The organism is Streptomyces sp. NPDC005408, assembly GCF_040606445.1.
Classification (GTDB): Bacteria; Actinomycetota; Actinomycetes; order Streptomycetales; family Streptomycetaceae; genus Streptomyces.
This window is the reverse complement of the sequence record NZ_JBEXEX010000020.1, coordinates 73,060-90,145: the sequence shown is the minus strand read 5'-3', so window position 1 is coordinate 90,145 and position 17,086 is coordinate 73,060. Positions and strand designations below refer to the sequence as shown.

Below are 17,086 nucleotides of genomic sequence, written 5' to 3'. Positions count from 1 at the left end.
CGAGGAGGGCGATATGGGCAGCCGGAGCAGATCACCGGTGGCGACCGATCCCGAGCAGGTTTTCACCGATCTGCGCGAGGTCGCGCAACGGGTACGGGAAGGACTGTGGCAGGAAGTCCCCGAGTCGTCGGAGGAACTCCCCGCGGAAGAGAGGCCCGCAGGGCAGATATCCCAGTTCGCACAGCAGGAACGCGACCGCGTTCTGTCGGCGGGCGCGAACGGCCTGGAGAAGCTGGCCGAAGGGCGCGCGGACGAGATCAGTGACGACGAGTCCTTCGGCCTGGAGGCCATCGTCCTGCTGGAAGGCAGACCCGCCATCCTCGTCCAGAACCAGGACTTCACCTCGCAGGAGGGCGACTGGGCGGTCCTGGACGGTCATCGGGCCGCGATCCGCGAGTCGATCGCGCGCGTGGGGCGGGTCGAGGTCTCCGGGCACGCCAGCCTGGACTGGCTCGGCACGGCCTTCCTCGTCAGCCCCGATGCCGTCATGACCAACCGTCATGTGGCGGCGGAGTTCTCACGTGGTGACGGCACCGGCTGGACGTTCCAGCAGGGCATGAGCGCCCGGATCGACATGAACGAGGAGTACGGCGCGCTCCCCGCGAGCAGTGGACCGGCGTACGAGGTCACCGAGGTGCTCGGCATCCACCAGGACGTCGACATGGCACTGCTGCGCGTCCATCCGGCCGCGGGTGGCACAGCGCTGCCGACCCCGCTCGCGGTGGCCGCCGACGCGCCCGCCGATCTGCCCGGGCATCCCGTGTACTGCGTCGGCTATCCGGCTTACGACGGCCGTCGCAACGAACCGGAGTCGATGCGCAGAATCTTCATGGACATCTACAACGTCAAACGTCTGCAGCCCGGCACCACCACGGAACTCCGGTCCGAGCAGACCACGATGATGCACGACTGCTCGACCCTGGGCGGCAACAGCGGCTCCCCCGTGTTCGACCTCACCGACCACCGCGTCCTCGGCCTGCACTTCGGCGGCCGCTACGGCCTCGGCAACTACGCCGTCCCTCTCTGGCAGATGGTCGACGATCCCCTGCTGAGCCGGGCGGAGGTCAACTTCGTCTGACGACTCTTGAGGGACCGCGGTGCGCGCCGCGGGTGGCCGGATCCGCGGCCGCCGCCATACTGGCGATCATGCGCGTGGCAGTGATGACGGCAGGATCGCGGGGCGATGTGGCCCCCTACACCGGACTCGGCCACGAACTGGCGCAGGCCGGGCACGAGGTCACGCTTGTCACCCACGCACGCTTCGCGCCCCTGGTCGAGGCCTCACGCGTACGGTTCCACCCGCTGCCCGTCGACCCGCGTGCGGAGCTGGAATCCGAGGCGGGCCGGGCACTGCACCGCAGCACCACCGGCGCCGGGAAGCTCGTCCGTGTGATCACCATGGCCCGGTCCCTGGTCGGACAGATGGCCGACGGCCTGCTCGAAGCCGCCCACGCGAACGATGTGCTGCTGCTGTCCAGCTCGCTGGCGCCGCTCGGCCACACGATCGCCGAAGGACTCGCGCTGCCGAGCATGGGCGTCTACCTCCAACCGCTCGCCGCCACCGGGGAGTTCGCCCCGCCGGTCACGGGTACCCGGTCGTTTGGAAGGACGGCCAACCGGCTGGCCGGGCAGGCCGTGAACGCCGCCCTGGACCACGTCTTCGCCGACACCACCCGCAGCCTGCGAGCCCGCCTCGGCCTGCCGCACACCGGAACGCGTGCCGCCCGCCGCGCCCGCGACCAGCAGGACTGGCCCGTCTTCCACGGCTTCAGCGAGCTGGTCGTGCCCCGGCCCCGCGACTGGCGCCCCGGTCTGCGCGTCACCGGCTACTGGTGGCCCCACGACCCTCCATCGGCCCAACTCCCGCCCCTTCTGCGCGACTTCCTCGCCTCCGGACCGGCCCCGGTCTTCGTCGGCCTGGGCAGCGCGACCGTGCCCGACCCCGATCAGGTCAGCGACACGGTGGTGCGGGCCTTGCGCGCCGCCGGTCTGCGCGGCGTGATCCAGTCCGGGTGGAGCGGGCTGCACGGCGACGGGGAGGACATGCTCACCATCGGCGAGGTCGCGCACAGCGCCCTGTTCCCCAGGATGGCAGCGGTGGTCCACCACGCGGGCGCCGGAACCACGGCCGCGGGGCTGCGCGCAGGCGTCCCGGCCGTTCCCGTCCCCATCCAGTTCGACGAGGCGTTCTGGGCCGCCCGTCTCGCCGCGCTCGGCATCTCCCCCGGCCCGGTCCCGCTGCGCCGCCTCACCGCGGACACGCTCACCGCCGCACTGATCGCGGCGACTTCCGACCCCGCCTACGGACATCGCGCCCGCGCTCTGGCCGAACGGATCAGCCAGGAGGACAGCGTCGGCCCCGTACTCGCCGCCGTGAACCGGCTCGGCAACGCCGGGGCCTAGTTCCTGGGACCGGACCGCCGGTCAGAGCGCCCGTTCGCCCGCACTGCGCTCGACGCAGAATTCGTTGCCCTCCGGGTCCGCCAGCGTCACCCAGCCACTGCCGTCCGGGCGGCGGTGGTCCGCCACGAGGCCGGCGCCGAGTGCGAGGAGGCGGTCGACTTCCTCGTCGCGAGTGCGGTCCTGCGGCTGGAGGTCCAAGTGGACCCGGTTCTTCGTGGTCTTGATGTCCGGAACCGCTATGAACAGGAGCGTGACGCCCTCGGCCGCAACCAGCGCCTCCGGGTCGCCTGGCCGGTCATCCTCTCCCAGCGAGGCACCGAGGACCTCGGCCCAGAAGCCGCCGAGGGTGTAGGTGTCGGCGCAGTCGATCGTGATGTGGCGTACGAGGGAAGTCATGTGCGCCACTATGATCATTCCGCTCGGGTCTGTCCAGGCTGTCCGGCCTGCTCAGGGACCCGCGGCCGGGCGTTCAGTCGACCCGGAAGACCGGGCCACGGGCGGTGAACGGCAGGGAGGCGCCCTGCGGGATCAGAAAGGCGTGCTCACGCCGGATCCGCAGGACGTCGCACCAGCCATCGGTGATCACCAGGACCGGCGCGCCGGGCGGGAAGTCGTCGGCCCGCTGCAGCAGGTCCACACCCGGCTGCAGCACGGTGCCACCGCGCCCGCGTACCCGGACCCGCCCGGCGATCTCCGTAGGCGGCAGATAGCCCGCGTCGTACGGGCCCGCGTCGCAGAACACCACACGGGCGGCCGGTACGTCCCGGGCTTCGGCGTACGAAGCGATGGCGCCCAGCGCCTTGCCCAGCAGCGTCCGGTCCATCGAACCCGAGGTGTCGAGCACCACCCCGAACGTGCAGCGGGCGATCTCCTCCGGCGGGAAGTACCGGCCCGCCCGGGGGATGTCGGGGGTGGATGACTGTCGGCGGGCGGGGCGGGCGTAACTGCGCACCGGCTGCGGACGCGGCACGAACTCGTCGAACCAGCGGGCCAGTCGGGCGTCCCAGGGCACCGGCGGATGCGCCAGCGCCCGGATCTCCTCGATGAGCCCCGCCGGCAGCAGCCCGCGCTCCCCGGCCAGGTGGAGATCGTGGCCCTGCAGCAGTCCGCGCCGGTAGAACTCGTCGAGGTCGACGTAGGTGCCGGAAGTGCGGCCGTGCGCGAGGGGTTCGCCGAGGATGTCCCCGGAGCCCTTGCCTCGCAGCGTCGCGAGGCGTCGCCTCAGGCGCAGATCCCCGGCCATGCGGCCATAGACCTCCTCGACCGAGAGGCCGTTCAACTCCGCGTCGTACAGCAGTCCTTCGGGCATCGCGCCGACGCCCATCGCGTACAGCCAGCCGTTGACGACATAGTCCGCGGCGACATTGAACAGGTACGGGTCGCGGGCACCGCAACGCTCGCCGTGCCGCAGCGCGGCATGCAGCATCTCGTGCCCGAGGATGAACCGCCACTCTTCGTCGGCGTACCGCTTGAGCGGGTTGATGTAGATCTCACCGGCGGCGGCGTTGACGGCGGCGATCGAAATGCCGTGGGCGCGGGCCAGTTCCGCGTCGGCGACCAGCGTCATGCCGGCCGCGATCCCGCCGAGCAGCGGATACGAGGAGACGAACCAGCTCAGTGCTCGATCCCACGGCTGCTGCCGGGCTCGCTCCCCGGTGAGGCTGTCCCGGCGCCCGCCAGCGACGTCCATGGCGGCGGACATCGTGCGGGTGAGGGCTCGCGCGAACCCCAACTGCCAGTCGGGGGGCTGACTCTGCCAGCCGGTGTAGGGAAGGAGCACCTGGTCGGGTTCGGCGCCGCCCGTACCACAGTGTTCGTACGCGGCCGGGATGCCGTCGCGTCGCCAGCGGGCCGCGAGCTGCTCCTCGTCACCGCCGGGGTACGAGCTCGGGAGATCGTCCGGTGCGCGGCCGACGGGGAAGGTGAGCAGGAAGCGGTTGACGACAACACAGCGCGCGGCCAGGTCGTGGCGGTCCGGCTGCTGTCGCTCGCCCTTGGCCGCCCGCACATGGCCGAAGCCGAGGTGGAGCAGGCAGTGCCCCAGCGCCGAGGCCCACTCGGCCGGTTCGGCGCGCCGGGTGGGGTGGGCATGGACGCGGCCGTTGGAGTCGACAGCGGCAAGGCCGAGGCGGGGCGCCCGATCGCAGGTCTTGTCGCGGCAGAACGTGGCCTCCAGCGCGCCGAGCGCCGGATTGCGCTTCACCAGGACGACCCCGGCCGCGAACGCCTCCGTCGCCGGATCGGGCTTGTCCCCCGACTTCTTGTGCGTACGGTTCATCGGCGCGCCTCCACGAGCCGCGGCATGTCCCGCGCGGCCTCGATGAGGAACCAGGCGGGCAGCACAGGCTGCCCGTCGTTGTCGTCGGCGATCACCGTCTGGGCGACCTCGACGGATATCTCGGCGAGCTGGACGAGCAGCGACTTGGCGCGGTAGGCGGTCTGGCGTACCGACGGCGAGACATGCTCCTTGTTCGCCGGCAGCTCCTTCATGAGCCGTCCGCGGAACGCCTCGGCGAGGTAGTACAGCAGATCCCGGTCCTCGATCCGCCGGGGCCAGGAGGCGTCGCCCTTGAGGATCGCCTCGATACCGAACGTGTGCCGGACGATCTTCGCGTAGCCGCAGAACGATACGGCGTGCGCGGGCGTCAGCGTGCCGTGCGTGAGCACCTTGAGGGTGTCCTCGTCGAGCGTCGGCCCGAAGGAGTGCAGGGCGTCGGAGAGCATGTGCCAGGAGCGCGGGGTGGAGAACGGCTCCTCGGTCTTGGGCGGCTGCGACCAGAGGTGGTCGGGCCGGTCGGTCAGATAGTCGCTCACCCAGGGATGGATGCCGTTCTCGCCGGCCCACACCAGCCAGTCGGCGGGAGACGCAGTGAGATGGACATGGGTGAGCCGGTTGACCAGGGCGGAGGCGATGGGGCGCGCCAGAGCGTTGTCGGTGGCACGGTTGCCCGCCCCGATGACGATGCTTCCGGCGGGCAGCTCGTAGGTGCCGATCCGGCGGTCGAGGATCAGCGAGTAGAACGCCTTCTGCACGTCGGGCGTCGCGGCGTTGAGCTCGTCGAGGAAGAGGCAGTACGGCTCGTCGCGCGCGATCGCCTCGGGCGGGCAGAACACGGACCGCCCGTCACGGATCTGCGGTACGCCGATCAGATCCTCGGGGGCGAGCTGGGTGCCCAGCAGGCTCACACACTCGAGCCCGAGCGACTCGGCGAACTTCCGCACCAGGGACGACTTCCCGATCCCGGGGGCGCCCCAGAGGAAAACCGGCCGGACGGTGGCGAGACCGAGCAGCAGGTCGGGGATCCGGGCGGGAGTGACGGTGACGGCAGCCTGCACGCGTGGAGTTCCTTCGGGAGAGGTGTCCGGGGCGTCCAGTGTGGGCTCGGCCGGCCACGTGGTGCATGTGATTAATCGCTGCCGACGACCGTGCCCGCGGCTCTACGGAAGCCCGGGAAAACCGGTGGCGGAACCCACGCGGACGGTGGATGCTCGAAGCGATGCCCAATACCGCAATGCCAGCCTCCGACAAGGACGCAGGGACCGAGGGGTCTCTCCAGGATCAGCCCGACCGGCAGTTCGGCTGGTGGGACGCACATGATCGAGGAGTACGCACGGCACAACGGGCACGCGGACTTTCTGCGCGAACGGATCGACGGACGAGTGGGGCAGTAACCACTCCCGCGACGCTGAACTCCCGGTCGGCGCCGCGCAGGTCCCCGCCGGGCGCCGGGTAGCCGCGGCGAGGTCCTATCGACCCAGCGAGTAGCCGAGCAGCACGCTCGCCGAGACCTCCACCACTCCCGGGGCGAGGTCACCGTCGGCGTCGCCACGGCCCCCGCCGTAGGCGCCGTGGCCGCGCAGCCCGACGGTGTCCGGGTCCACGTCCTCGATGTGCACCACCGGGCCCAGGCTCACCCCGGTCGCCTCCGTGTACACCTCGGCCTTGCGCCGCGCCGCGGCAACCGCCTTGCGGCGGGCCTGGTCGCGCATGGCCGGCTTGTCCCGCACGTCGAACACGACCTCGTCGATCCGATTCGCGCCGGCGTCGACCGCGTCCACGATGAGCTGCTGCAGCTCGCCGAGCTTGGGAGTCTCCACGGTGTACGTGGCTTGGCAGCGATAGCCCAGGAACTTCCGGGTGGCGTTGTAACCGTCGTACTCCGAGCTGAGCGAGAGACGGGAGTCCGACACCACCGAGTCCGGTATGCCGTGCCGACGCAGTGTCTCGCGCAGTTGCGCGACCGCCCTGCCTGCCTTCTTGAACGCCTCGTCGGGCGTGGGCGCGAGCAGATCGACGGCCAGCTTGACTCGGGCGACCTCGGGCTCGGCCTTCACGGTGCCCGCGCCGTACACGCTCAGTCCCCAGGGCTGCTTGATCGATTCAGTCATCCTCGGATTCAAGCATCAATTCGCCTGTCAGACAGCCAGACGAGGGGGCCGTCAGGCTGCGGCGCCGCGGATGATGGCCAGGGGCGCTCCGAACGGATCCGTGAACATCGCCAGGCGGCCCACGCCCTCCGCGTCCATCGGCGGGATGAGCGTCGTCGCGCCGCTCTCCGTCGCCTTGGCGAAGGTGGCGTCGACGTCGGCCACCTCGAAGTACGGGTGCCACTCCGAGCTGGAGCCCGCTTCGAGGTTCTCCTTCGGGAGCTGCATGATCCCGCCCTGCGTGGCCTCCTGGCCGCCGCCCGAAGGGGAGACGACGGAGTAGGTGATGCCCGCGAACGGCATGTCCTCGTAGTCCCACGAGAACACGGAGCCGTAGAAATTCTTCGCGGCGGCCGCGTCCGTGGTGTACAGCTCGGTCCAGGACAGGGTGTTCGCATCGTTGACCGCGCCCAGGCCCTTGGTGTCTCCGGGCTGCCAGACGGCGAAGTCGGCGCCGGTCGGGTCGGTGTACGCCGCCATCCGGCCCTCGGTGAAGACATCCCCCGGCGGGACCCTCACGGTGCCGCCGGCCTGCTCGACGGCCTTGGTGGTGGCGTCGGCGTCGGCCGTCAGGAAGTACGGAGTCCACGAGGAGGACGCGCCCTCCTCGGTGAGCGGGCCGATTGCCGCGACGGTCTTCCCGTCCACCTGGAAGAAGCCGTACCCTCCGGCGTCCGGTCCCAGGGTCTGCAGGTCCCAGCCGAACACGGCCCCGTAGAAGGCGGCGGCCGCTTCGGTGTCGGGGCTTCCCAGGTCGAGCCAGTTCGGTGCGCCCGGGACAAATGTGGTGGTCAGCATCGCAATTCTCCTCCCGCGACTGCGCGGTGGATGACGGATGAGGTCGGTCGGCTTCAGCATGCCAGCCCCCACTGACAATCGGTCGTTCCGCACACCGCGACACCCTGCCCTACTGCTGCCCGCAGCCCCCGCACGGGGGTGACAAGGGTTTTCCCCGTATCGGGTTCATCTCGGCTTTCCCTACTGTCTGCCGCACCGGCGGATCTCATCCTCTGACTCTTCGATGTCAGGTGCATGTAAGTCATGGGTTCCGCCAGTGACGGCCCTTGACCAGGGGCCGTCGCACGGGCGGCGGCGCACGGGCAAACCCGGCCCAAGGGCACCGCGGGTCGCACCCCCACAGCGAACCGTGGTTCCCGCGCCGCCCGCCCGCGCTCCGCACCGTCAGTGGAAAGGGAACACCTTGAACGGTTCCAGACGGAGACTCATATCCGTCGTGGCCGCGAGCGCGACGATCGCCGCCGTCGCCGCGACATCTTCCGTAGCACTCGCCGCCACCCCGTCACCCTCGCCGAAGCCTGCTCCGGCTGCCCAGGCGATGACCTCGCTGCCGACCCCACCGGTCGAGAAGGTCATCGTCACCTACAAGTCCAAGACGGCGGAGGCCAGTTCCAACACGGCGGCCAAGACCGATGCGACGGCCAAGGGCGCCGAGACCGGCGAGAGCCTGTCGTTCGAGCGCCGGCTGGCCGGCGGCGCGGCACTGATCGGCCTCGGGGGCGAGACGTCCAAGAAGGACGTCGCCGAGGTCATGGACGCCTTCCGCGCGGACTCCTCGGTCGCGTCGGTGGAGCCCGACATCCGCGCCTACGCGATGGCTGTCGCCCCGAACGACACCGAGTACACCAAGCAGTGGGACCTGTTCGAGGCAACCGGCGGCATGAACGTGCCCGGCGCCTGGGACAAGGCCACCGGCAGCGGCGTCACCGTCGCCGTGATCGACACCGGCTACGCCGCCCACACGGACGTCGCCGCGAATGTCATCTCCGGCTACGACTTCATCTCCACCGCCGCGGACGCCCGCGACGGCAACGGCCGCGACAGCGACGCCAAGGACGAGGGCGACTGGAACGCCACCGCCGGCGAGTGCGGCGCCGGTTCCACGGCCAGCAACTCCTCCTGGCACGGCACGCACGTCGCGGGCACCATCGCGGCAACGGCCAACAACAGCAAGGGCGTTGCGGGCATCGCGTACAACGCGAAGATCCAGCCGGTGCGCGTGCTCGGCAAGTGCGGCGGCTCGTCGGCCGACATCGCCGACGCCATCACCTGGGCGTCCGGCGGCACCGTCCCCGGCGTACCGGCGAACCCGACGCCGGCCAAGGTCATCAACATGAGCCTGGGCGGCTCCAGCGCCACCTGCCCCAGCGTCTACCAGAACGCCATCAACGGCGCCGTCTCACGCGGCACCACCGTGGTCGTCGCGGCGGGCAACAGCAACGCCAACGCCTCCGGGTTCACCCCCGCGAACTGCGCCAACATCATCAATGTGGCGTCCACCAGCCGTGAGGGCAACCGTTCGTTCTACTCGAACTTCGGCAGCATCGTCGACGTCGCAGCGCCCGGCGGCGAGACCCGCCGCGCCACCGACACGCCCGGCACCGTCACCACCCCCGAGAACGGCATCCTCTCCACGCTGAACTCCGGCGCCACCACCCAGTCGACGGAGACCTACAAGCCCTACCAGGGCACCTCGATGGCCGCCCCGCACATCGCCGGGCTCGTCGCGCTGCTCAAGTCGGCCAAGAGCACTCTCACCCCGGCCGAGATCGAGGCCGCGATCAAGAGCAACGCCAGGCCGCTTCCGGGCACCTGCACCGGCGGCTGCGGCGCCGGTATCGCCGACGCCGCCAAGACCGTGAACGCGGTCACCGGCACCACCGGCGGTACGACGTTCAGCAATGCGACGGACGCCACGATTTCGGACAACTCGACCGTCACCTCGTCCATCGCTGTCACCGGCCTCACCGGGAACGCCCCCGCCGCCCTCAAGGTCAACGTGGACATCAAGCACACCTGGCGCGGCGACCTGGTCATCGATCTGATCGCGCCGGACGGGACCGTACGCAACCTCAAGGCCTCCTCGTCCTCGGACAGCGCCGACAACGTCCTCGCGACGTACACGGTCGACGCGTCCAGCGAGGTCGCCAACGGCACCTGGAAGCTCCAGGTCCGCGATGTGGCATCGGGTGACACCGGCTACATCGACAGCTGGAGCCTCACCTTCTGAGCCACCCCGCTTTACTGCATCATCGCTGGTCAGGGGCGCGTTCGCGGCGTATCGTCGCGGGCGCGCCCCGCCGCCTGTCCGCCGTCACACGTCCGCATGCCGGACACCGGTCCTGGACTGTGCGGGCCGGGTTCGTATTCTCTGCACACGTGGGCAGGGGGTCCGCGCACGCCGGAAGGTGGTGGTGGGCACGTGACAACAGCGGCGTACCGCCCTGCGCCGGTCGGGCGCGTGGAGCTCCTCGCGCGGCTGGAAAGGGTCCTTCAGACCCGCGGGCGTGCCCTGCTCACCGGCCCTGCCGGGGTCGGCAAAACAGAGGTCGCACTGGCCACAGCGGCACGCGCGGAGTCCCACGGTGAGAGGGTGCTGTGGCTCGCCACGCTCCCCGCCGACCGGGACATACCCGGCGCCGCGGCCGCGGCCCTAGTCGCCTCCATTTCGGCGAGCGTGTCCTGGCCGGTGCCCGGGACCCACGGCGGTGCCGGAGCTCCGGAGAGTCCGGGCGGGTTCGACATCCTCGACGGGCTGCCGGGCCCCCAGCGGACCGCCGTCGCCATGCTGTGCCGCGAAGCGCCCGTCCCCGACCACGGCTGGGACCCCATCGCGCTCCGGCTGGCCCTCGCCCAGATCCTGCGGACCCTCGCCGCGCGCGGCCCTGTCCTGCTCGTCGTCGACGGTGTCCAGCGCATCGACGCCGACAGCGCCGACCTGCTGCGTTTCGCTCTGCATCTGGCCCCGTCGGCGCTGCGGGTCGTCGCCGTCGAGACTCCGGAGGCGTACGGCTCCGACACGCCCCCTGCCGGTACGCCTCAGCCGGACACGGCAGGCCCCGAACCCCTCTGGGTGCCCTCCGAGGCCGATGTCCTGTTCGTACCGCCCCTGCACGCCGACGAGATCGCCGAACTCCTCATCCACCACCGGCTGCCCTCCCGCATGGCCGGGCGCATCCACAGGGCCAGCGGCGGCAATCCGCGACTCGCGCTCGCCGTCGGCCGCTCCCTTGCCGACGCGCGCACGCCGGTGCACCACGCCGAAGCGCTGTCGCTGTCCGGCCGCGCACGCGATCTCGCCCGGCAGCTGCTGGGTGCCGCATCGCCCGCCGTCCGCCGCACGCTCCTGCTGTCCGCGCTGGCGCTGCGCCCGACGGCGTCACTGATCCGCCGCGCGGGCCGCCCCACGGCCGAGGCGGACCTCGCAGCCGCCGAGCGGGCCAATCTGATCTCCCTCAAGGAGGACGGGACGGTCGCCTTCACGGCCGGTGTACTGCCCTCCACGCTGGTGCACGACGCCTGCTGGACCGAGCGCAGCGACGGTCACGCGGCGCTCGCGCGGGTCGTGGACGACCCTGTCGAGGCGGTACGGCACCGGGCACTGGCCACCGATGTCCCCGACGAGCAACTGGCGGCGGAGGTCGCGGCGGCGGCCGAGACCGCGCGGCGCCGCGGGAACAGCGCGCTGGCCGCCGAACTCGCCCTGCTCGCCGCCGAGTCCACCCCCGTCAAGCTCGGTGCACAGCGGCTGACCCGGCTCGTCGACGCCGCCGAGGAAGCCGCCCGCGCGGCCCGCGCGGATCTGGCGATGCGCGCCGCGACCGATCTCCTCGCCCGCGACGCCGCACCAGCCGACCGGGTCCGCGCGCGGCTCGCGGTGCTGGACACGGCCGGGCAGGGGCTGAGCGACCTCGACGAGATCTACGTACACGCGATGGAGGACTCCGAGGGCGACACTGCGCTGCGGGCGGCCGTGCAGCTGCGGCTCGCGGTCAAGTACGTGCTGGCCGACGGCGATCCCGTACGCTCCCGGGCCGCCGCCGTCGAATCCGCCGCGCTCGCCGGCTCGGTGGGCGACCGGAAGACGGCGGCCAGGGCGCTGACCGTGCAGGCGCGGATGGAACGGGTCCTCGGCTCGCCGGAGGCGGAGCGGATTCTCGCGGAGGCAAGGGCGCTTGAGGTGTTCGAGCGCCCGCTCGGCGTCCGTAACGCCGCGCAGATACTGACGATCCGTCATGCCCTGTTCGACGACCGTCTCTCAGATGCCCGCGACCAGCTCAACGCCCTGCTGCCGCTGGTGGAGCGCCGGGGTCCGGTCGAGGACGCCATCGAGCTGTTCCATACGCTCGCGGCGGTCGAGGCCCGGCAGGGCCAGTGCGCGGCGGCGCTCGCGCACGCCGGACGGTCGCTCGCCCTGACACTGGAGGCCGGTCTCTCACCGGGTCCCGCCTGGTACACGCTGGCTCTCGCGGAGACGGCGGGGGGCAGCTTCGCCCGGGCAGCGAGCTACGCCCGGCGCAGCGTCCAGGCCTCCGAGGAGGAGCGCGATCACGTCTTTCTCTCCCGCAGTCTCTATGCGCTCGGCCGCGTTCAGCTCGTCGCCGGGGACGTGGCCAGTGCCCTGGAAACCCTGCGCCGGGTCCAGGCCGCCGAGCACGCCCAGTCGACCGTCGACCCCTCGATGCTGCGCTGGCACGAGGAGCTGGCCGAGGCACTGCTGGCGAACGATGCACCGGAGGAGGCCGCGGCCCTGCTCTCCGGTGTACGGCCGGTGGCCGAACGGCTCGGCCGCACGACGGTGCTGCTCGGCTGCGACCGTGCGTACGCGCTGTATCTGGCGGCGAGCGGCAAACCCGAGGAGGCGGCGGGGCTGCTCACCCAGACCGCCGACCGCTTCGACATGGCGGGTCTGCCGCTGGAGCGCGGACGGGCGCTGATCGCGCTCGCCCGGGTCGAGCGCCGCCGCCGGCGGCGGTCGGCCGCGCAGAATGCGCTGCAGTCCGCGGCCGCGGTCTTCGAACGGGCAGGTGCCTCCCCCTGGCTGGCGCTGGCCGCTGAGACTCCATCGCGTACGGCCGAACCCGACCCGGCCCGCGGCGGCGCCCTCTCCTCCCTCACGGACGCGGAGCTGCGTCTCGCCCTGCTGGTCCGCCAGGGGGCGAGCAATCAGGAGGCGGCGGCGAAGCTGTACCTCAGCGTGAAGACGGTCGAGGCCCGTCTGACGCGCATCTACCAGAAGCTGGACGTCCGTTCGCGCGCGCAGCTGGCGACCGCACTGAACGCGTGGGCGGGCCACCGGCCGACGGCAGAGACCACGGAGGGCCCGGCGGGTGGCTGAGCGCTGAGTGCTGTTTGCTGAGAAGGCCCCTGCCGGATTCCCCGGCAGGGGCCCTCAGTTGGAGCGTTGCGGCGCGTCAGACGAGGGCGCCCTTGCCCTGTGCCAGCGGCCACTCCCGGTGCAGGGTGCCCAGGGGGATGCGGTGCTCGAAGACGGGCGTGCCGAAGATGGACAACTGCAACTGCAGCCACCCCGCCAGGTCCACGCCGCCGTATATCTTCCAGGACCCCACGACGGACCCGGGCGTCGCCGCGGCGCTGACTTCGCCCCGTACATACGGGGCGAGATCCGCCGTGACACCGACCGCGCCGTACAGTCCGACCGTGGCCTCGGCGCCGAGGGCGGCCTTCACCTGGCCGGCCGCCGTGGCCTTCGCCCGTACCGGGGTGCTGGTGATGTCGGACGTGCTGACGGGCTTCCAGCCGTCCGCCTTGGTATAGCTGCCGCCGATCCGGAAGCCGCCCTTGAGGTCCTGCTTGACCTCGACGGTGACGGTGCCGTCACCGGCCACCTGGACATACGCCGTGAGGTCGAGGTTCACCACGACCGGCACCGGGCCGACCTGGATCACGGGATCGGCGTGCAGCTTGGCGAAGGGAATCCGCACCGGCTTGCCGCCCGCGCTCGCCCTGCCCTTCAGTTCCCACTGGGACGTCCAGTCACCGGTGAGGCCGAGGAAGGCAGAGTCGGGGGTGAAGGCGGAGGACCCGTTGTACGAGAACTCGACCTCGGGGGCGAGCTGTACATAGCCCGCGACCGATGCGCCCCCCGTCACCGGAGCGCCCTCGGTGACCGGGAGCGGGACCGATGCCCCGACATCGATCCGCAGGCTTCCCAGGGGCACCTTCGCGCCCTGGGGACCCACATGGATGTTTCCGGCCTTGGCCCAGGAGACCTTCACTCCCTGGACCAGCGGCTCGACGCCGACGCTCGCCGGATCGACCGGCACCGTCCCGTCGGCCTTGTCGTCACCGAGCAGCGCGCCGAGCGTCGACGGTTCGGTCCTGACCTCGGTGCCCTTCCCGGTCTTTCCGGCCACGCCGGTGACCTTGGCGAGCAGCCCGTCGGGAGCGCCGGGCGCGGGACCGCTGGCGATGATGTCGCCGACGGCGGGGACGTCTTCGGCCGGAGCGTTCGGCGAAGCCGAGGAGGAGGTCGAAGGGCCCTTCTTCGTACCGGATATGACGGCACGTCGACTCTTGCGGTCGTACGAGGCGACCTTGAGCGGTGACTTCTTCGCCTTGCCGCCCCCGCCCGCGACTGCGGTCGGTTCCCCCTTGGGCGCCGCGGCCACGGCGAGCTGCCGCGAGGGGCCGGGGTCGGAGGTCACGATGCTGGTGGGACGGGGGCCATCGGCGTCGGACGCAGCCGGGGACGACGCCCCAGTGCCGGCCGAACACCCGGAGACGGACAGGGAAATGGTGGCCAGAGCAGCTATCAGGGCATGCCTGGCGGACAACTTACGCACGTGGGAGTCCTCGGAGCGTGTGTTGGGGGATACGCGCAACAGGAAGGGACTCGCGAATACCAGCGAGTAACAACCGGCCTGACGATCCCACACACCCGTCACATCTTCAACACGCCCCTCTCGCATGCCACTTCGAGCGCTGTCATGCGGGCCGAAAACACCTCATGGCCGTTCTGGCGGCCGGTGACGTCGGTGCTCACCGATCCCCCGTCCTCGCGGACCAGTGGTGTCGCTTCGATCAAGCAGGGCGAGTCCAGCTCGACATAGCGGTTGAAACGGATGTCGAGGGTGGCCGCCACCGTGTGAGGTGCACCGGACAGGACATGGATGGCCTGGGAGGCGGCCTCCAGCAGCAGCATGCCCGGTACATGGTCGTGGGGATGGTCGAAGAAGGAGGAGTTGGCGACATCGACCCTCAACTGCCAGCCGTGGGACAGTCCGGCGTCGGATAGGACGACGTCTTCGGGGTGGCTGACGCCTCCCCGTAACACCTGAGGCAGCGGGGCCACGAGCGGGAGCGCCTGTGCCGTCGCTTCAAGGGCATTGGCATGCGCGCCCCGCAGACGGTCGTAGATGGCAGGGGGGTGGGCAGAGTAGCCGACCTTCACTGTTCCGAGAGGCCATCCGTTGCAGATGGCCGTAATGTGCGCGGTCAGATGCACCGAACCGAGCCGTCGGCGAACGGACTTGGTGTGGGTCACGGTCAAGGTCACGGACGCCGGCTCCGGTCGGGTCCGCAGCGCTGCCGGGGCCAAGGAGGTCTCGAAGTGCTCCCAGCCCAGACGGTAGTTGAGGGGTACGTCATGAGCCGTGTGCGAGAGCAACGCCAGGGCCTGGCGCACTGTTTCGGCCAACACGGACGGGTCGTAGAGTCCGGGGCCCGGGGTGTAGAAGCTGTGCGACGTGGGCCATTCGGCGGTGACGGTGTGTGAGGCGGCGGTAAGTTGTCGCCAGCTCGTCACGAAGACTTCGCTCGGCACGGTCTTACGGGTGTATGCCATCGGGACGGGTTCGGCGCGTATGTGGCCGACCGTGGGACTGGGTGTGAACATGCGGGTTCCCCCCGTGAAGTCGCGAGCATCAGGCAGGCGGCGGTTGCGAACAGCCGAAGCTGTCAGCCTGCGTTCGCAATACCGTAAAGAGTGTCCTTTTTTCTTGTCGAGGGGTCGGAGGTCAAAGGAATGGCCGGTTCGAAGCCGAAGCAGCTCCGTGCGGTGCGCACGCGTGCGGCCATCATGCGAGCGGGGGCCGAGGTCTTCTCCGAGTACGGCTTCGCGGGGGCGAGCGTGGCGAAGATCGCCCAGCGGGCGGGGCTCACGCTCGGGGCGGTGTACTTCCACTTCGAATCGAAGCAGGCCCTGGCGCGCGAGATCGTGGGTGCGCAGCCGCGACGCGTCACCGTGCCCGAGTCACCCTCCGGCCTCCAGGGAGCTGTCGACATCACCATGGCCTGGGCGCGCCAACTGCTCCAGGATCCCCTGCTGTTGGCCGGAGCCCGGCTGGTGATGGACCAGGAGTACTTCGTCAGCCCGGAACAGGAGAACTCCTACCAGCAGTGGGTGGGCGTACTCGCCCCCCATCTGTACGCCGCATCCGAGGAGGGCGAGCTGACGTCCGAGATCGACGTCGGCCGTCTGGCCCGGCTGGTGGTCAATGCCGCGACCGGGGCGCAGATGAACGCCCAACTGGACACGGGGCGCCAGGACTTGCCCAAGCGTATCGAGGAGATATGGCGCTTCCTGCTGCCGCTCATCGCGGCTCCCGGGTGCGCGGACGGCATCGAGTTCACCGCTCAGCGCGCGAAGACCGCATAGAGATCGCTCACCTGGCCTCCGCGCTGCGGACGATGGCGTTCAATACAGACCATGACTCATAAAGCGGGAACACTCCAGGGCAAGACGGTGATGATCACCGGCGCTTCGAGCGGGATCGGGGCGGCCGCAGCGCGGCTGTTCGCCGCGGAGGGTGCAGCCGTTGTGCTGATGGCGCGCCGCGAGGACAGATTACGAGAGGTGGCCGAGGAGATCCGGGCCGCGGACGGTGCTGCGATATCGGTGGTCGGCGACGTGGAGCGTACCGAGGACGTGGAACGGGCCGTTTCCGGCGCGGTGGAGACCTTCGGCAGCCTGGACATGGCCTTCAACAACGCCGGTTGGGGAACGGTGGGCGCCCTGCACGAACTGGACGAAGAGGTCTACGACAAGATCATGGGCGTGAATGTGCGGGGCGTGTGGAACTGCATGCGCCGGCAGATCCCCGTCATGCTGCGCCAGGCCGGCGGCGGGGCGATCGTGAACACCTCCAGTACCGCCGGATCCTTCGCCACCGGTGCCGCGGCTCCCTATGTGGCCGCCAAGCATGCCGTCCTCGGGCTCACCCGGGCCGCCGCCGCCGAATACGGCAAGCACCGGATCCGCGTCAATGCACTGATGGTCGGCAGCACCCGCACCGAGCTGCTCACGCCTCACCTGGAGAAGTCCCCCGAGCTCGAACAGGCCGTGACGGCACGGGCCATTCAGCCTCGCCTGGCCGATCCCGAGGAAGTGGCTCAGGCCGCGCTGTGGCTGTGCAGTGACCGCGCATCCTTCATCACCGGCGCGGCCGTTCCGGTGGACGGCGGCTGCAGCGCCATCTGACAGAGAGGGGCCGTC

12 protein-coding genes and 2 pseudogenes are annotated in these 17,086 nt (G+C 70.6%); 7 read left to right on the top strand and 7 right to left on the bottom strand.

All coding sequences use genetic code 11. The features are described 5' to 3' along the window. Positions 1-13 precede the first annotated feature (13 nt). Together ABZS64_RS20385 and ABZS64_RS20380 are read left to right on the top strand one after the other, a co-directional pair. Entirely contained in the window at positions 14-1,078 is a 1,065-nt protein-coding gene (locus tag ABZS64_RS20385) for a serine protease (protein WP_355831204.1), read from the top strand. A gap of 68 nt (positions 1,079-1,146) precedes the next feature. After that, positions 1,147-2,403: a glycosyltransferase gene (locus ABZS64_RS20380; protein ID WP_355831201.1), complete on the top strand. Its 1,257-nt coding sequence runs from the start codon at positions 1,147-1,149 to the stop codon at positions 2,401-2,403. 27 nt (positions 2,404-2,430) lie between these two features. Here ABZS64_RS20380 and ABZS64_RS20375 read toward each other — a convergent pair. From ABZS64_RS20375 to ABZS64_RS20365, 3 genes and pseudogenes are all read right to left on the bottom strand, one after another. After that, positions 2,431-2,799 (bottom strand): annotated as a pseudogene (locus ABZS64_RS20375) (VOC family protein); the annotation flags it as partial. A gap of 73 nt (positions 2,800-2,872) precedes the next feature. Then, positions 2,873-4,681 carry a hypothetical protein gene (locus ABZS64_RS20370; RefSeq protein WP_355831198.1) on the bottom strand — a complete coding sequence of 603 codons (1,809 nt, stop codon included), beginning with the start codon at positions 4,679-4,681 and terminating at the stop codon, positions 2,873-2,875. Then, positions 4,678-5,739: a MoxR family ATPase gene (locus tag ABZS64_RS20365; RefSeq protein WP_355831195.1), complete on the bottom strand. Its 1,062-nt coding sequence runs from the start codon at positions 5,737-5,739 to the stop codon at positions 4,678-4,680. Before ABZS64_RS20365 ends, ABZS64_RS20370 begins: the two co-directional genes overlap by 4 nt. 255 nt (positions 5,740-5,994) lie before the next feature. On the opposite strand from ABZS64_RS20365, the pseudogene ABZS64_RS20360 reads away from it, so the two are divergent. Continuing rightward, a pseudogene (locus ABZS64_RS20360) lies at positions 5,995-6,075 on the top strand (DUF664 domain-containing protein); the annotation flags it as partial. Positions 6,076-6,150: 75 nt separating this feature from the next. On the opposite strand, the gene ABZS64_RS20355 reads toward ABZS64_RS20360, so the two are convergent. Together ABZS64_RS20355 and ABZS64_RS20350 are read right to left on the bottom strand one after the other, a co-directional pair. Further along, positions 6,151-6,792, bottom strand: a complete 642-nt coding sequence (locus tag ABZS64_RS20355; RefSeq protein WP_355831193.1) for an SIMPL domain-containing protein — start codon at positions 6,790-6,792, stop codon at positions 6,151-6,153. A gap of 51 nt (positions 6,793-6,843) precedes the next feature. Next, entirely contained in the window at positions 6,844-7,629 is a 786-nt protein-coding gene (locus ABZS64_RS20350; protein WP_355831190.1) for a VOC family protein, read from the bottom strand. A gap of 538 nt (positions 7,630-8,167) precedes the next feature. Here ABZS64_RS20350 and ABZS64_RS20345 point away from each other — a divergent pair. Both ABZS64_RS20345 and ABZS64_RS20340 read left to right on the top strand, forming a co-directional pair. Further along, complete coding sequence (locus ABZS64_RS20345; protein ID WP_355831339.1) at positions 8,168-9,859, top strand: S8 family serine peptidase; 1,692 nt, start codon at positions 8,168-8,170, stop codon at positions 9,857-9,859. 192 nt (positions 9,860-10,051) lie between these two features. Further along, complete coding sequence (locus ABZS64_RS20340; protein WP_355831187.1) at positions 10,052-12,967, top strand: AAA family ATPase; 2,916 nt, start codon at positions 10,052-10,054, stop codon at positions 12,965-12,967. A 76-nt stretch (positions 12,968-13,043) separates the two neighbouring features. Here ABZS64_RS20340 and ABZS64_RS20335 read toward each other — a convergent pair whose 3' ends face one another. Continuing rightward, positions 13,044-14,435: a hypothetical protein gene (locus tag ABZS64_RS20335; RefSeq protein ID WP_355831184.1), complete on the bottom strand. Its 1,392-nt coding sequence runs from the start codon at positions 14,433-14,435 to the stop codon at positions 13,044-13,046. A 98-nt stretch (positions 14,436-14,533) separates the two neighbouring features. Further along, entirely contained in the window at positions 14,534-15,487 is a 954-nt protein-coding gene (locus ABZS64_RS20330; RefSeq protein ID WP_355831181.1) for a ScbA/BarX family gamma-butyrolactone biosynthesis protein, read from the bottom strand. A gap of 129 nt (positions 15,488-15,616) precedes the next feature. On the opposite strand from ABZS64_RS20330, the gene ABZS64_RS20325 reads away from it, so the two are divergent. Together ABZS64_RS20325 and ABZS64_RS20320 are read left to right on the top strand one after the other, a co-directional pair. Beyond that, a complete protein-coding gene (locus tag ABZS64_RS20325) occupies positions 15,617-16,249 on the top strand; it encodes a ScbR family autoregulator-binding transcription factor (protein WP_355831178.1) in 633 nt (210 codons plus the stop codon). Positions 16,250-16,300: 51 nt separating this feature from the next. Continuing rightward, positions 16,301-17,071 (top strand): glucose 1-dehydrogenase, encoded by a 771-nt coding sequence (locus tag ABZS64_RS20320; protein ID WP_355831174.1) that lies wholly within the window; start codon positions 16,301-16,303, stop codon positions 17,069-17,071. Positions 17,072-17,086: the final 15 nt, after the last annotated feature.

What these genes read in the sequence shown, in the direction of transcription:
- ABZS64_RS20370 (WP_355831198.1), bottom strand. Translation starts at nt 4,681, where the DNA reads ATGAACCGTACGCACAAGAAGTCGGGGGACAAGCCCGATCCGGCGACG.
- ABZS64_RS20380 (WP_355831201.1), top strand. Translation starts at nt 1,147, where the DNA reads ATGCGCGTGGCAGTGATGACGGCAGGATCGCGGGGCGATGTGGCCCCC.
- ABZS64_RS20350 (WP_355831190.1), bottom strand. Translation starts at nt 7,629, where the DNA reads ATGCTGACCACCACATTTGTCCCGGGCGCACCGAACTGGCTCGACCTG.
- ABZS64_RS20325 (WP_355831178.1), top strand. Translation starts at nt 15,617, where the DNA reads ATGGCCGGTTCGAAGCCGAAGCAGCTCCGTGCGGTGCGCACGCGTGCG.
- ABZS64_RS20355 (WP_355831193.1), bottom strand. Translation starts at nt 6,792, where the DNA reads ATGACTGAATCGATCAAGCAGCCCTGGGGACTGAGCGTGTACGGCGCG.
- ABZS64_RS20320 (WP_355831174.1), top strand. Translation starts at nt 16,301, where the DNA reads ATGACTCATAAAGCGGGAACACTCCAGGGCAAGACGGTGATGATCACC.
- ABZS64_RS20385 (WP_355831204.1), top strand. Translation starts at nt 14, where the DNA reads ATGGGCAGCCGGAGCAGATCACCGGTGGCGACCGATCCCGAGCAGGTT.
- ABZS64_RS20345 (WP_355831339.1), top strand. Translation starts at nt 8,168, where the DNA reads ATGACCTCGCTGCCGACCCCACCGGTCGAGAAGGTCATCGTCACCTAC.
- ABZS64_RS20330 (WP_355831181.1), bottom strand. Translation starts at nt 15,487, where the DNA reads ATGTTCACACCCAGTCCCACGGTCGGCCACATACGCGCCGAACCCGTC.